The following is a 740-nucleotide window of genomic DNA, read 5'->3' on the forward strand; positions in this document are numbered from 1 at the left end:
GGAGACTTGGACTTCAGAACTGCAGGACGAGTTATACAATGTAAACAACGAAATGGAGTACGTGATTCAAGCGCGATCTTTTAGCTGGGCCAGAACATAACCCTATTATTGCTCCGTGTACAGCTAAATCGTACCGGATCGACGTTCGGGGAGGGCGGTCCGCGCTGATTGGGGGCGCTCCCATGGCCTGGCGTGGTGAGAGCAGCCAGAGTGCTATGCTGGGCGCATCTTAGCCAATAGCGAGGCCGTCGTGCCCCCACTGACCTGGCTTAACAGAGCCCGCCCACAGAAATTGCCCTTCCGGCGCCGCGTCACCCGTGCCGCCGTAGCGTTGATTTATCGCGGCGGGATAACCGAGGGCGAGCTATTCTTTATCCAGCGCGCTCATCGCCCCGGCGACCCCTGGTCCGGAGACATGGCCTTCCCCGGTGGGCGCCTGCAAACCGGGGATACCTCCAGCCGTGACACCGCCATGCGTGAAACCGTTGAAGAAACCGGGCTCGACCTGTACCAGAGCGGGCACTACCAGGCGCGCCTGACAGACCGACTGACCCGCCACCACAGCCGCTGGCGGCCCATGGTGGTCACGCCCCATGTGTTTGCCTGGCAGGGCGACGACGTGCTGCGCCTGAACCACGAAGCCCGCCACGGCGTATGGATTCCGCTGGACTACCTGAGCAACCCGGACAACCGAAGTACGCTTGCCCTCCGCACGCCCGTGGGGCGGGTTACTCTGCCGT

1 protein-coding gene is annotated in these 740 nt (G+C 62.4%); it reads left to right on the forward strand.

Annotation, left to right across the window (positions count from 1 at the left end):
- Nucleotides 1-250: 250 nt before the first annotated feature.
- The coding region (locus tag A3730_RS04650) for a CoA pyrophosphatase (protein WP_063537596.1) at nt 251-740 on the forward strand (490 nt) is incomplete at its 3' end.

The sequence above is a fragment of the Alcanivorax sp. HI0044 genome, from assembly GCF_001634945.1.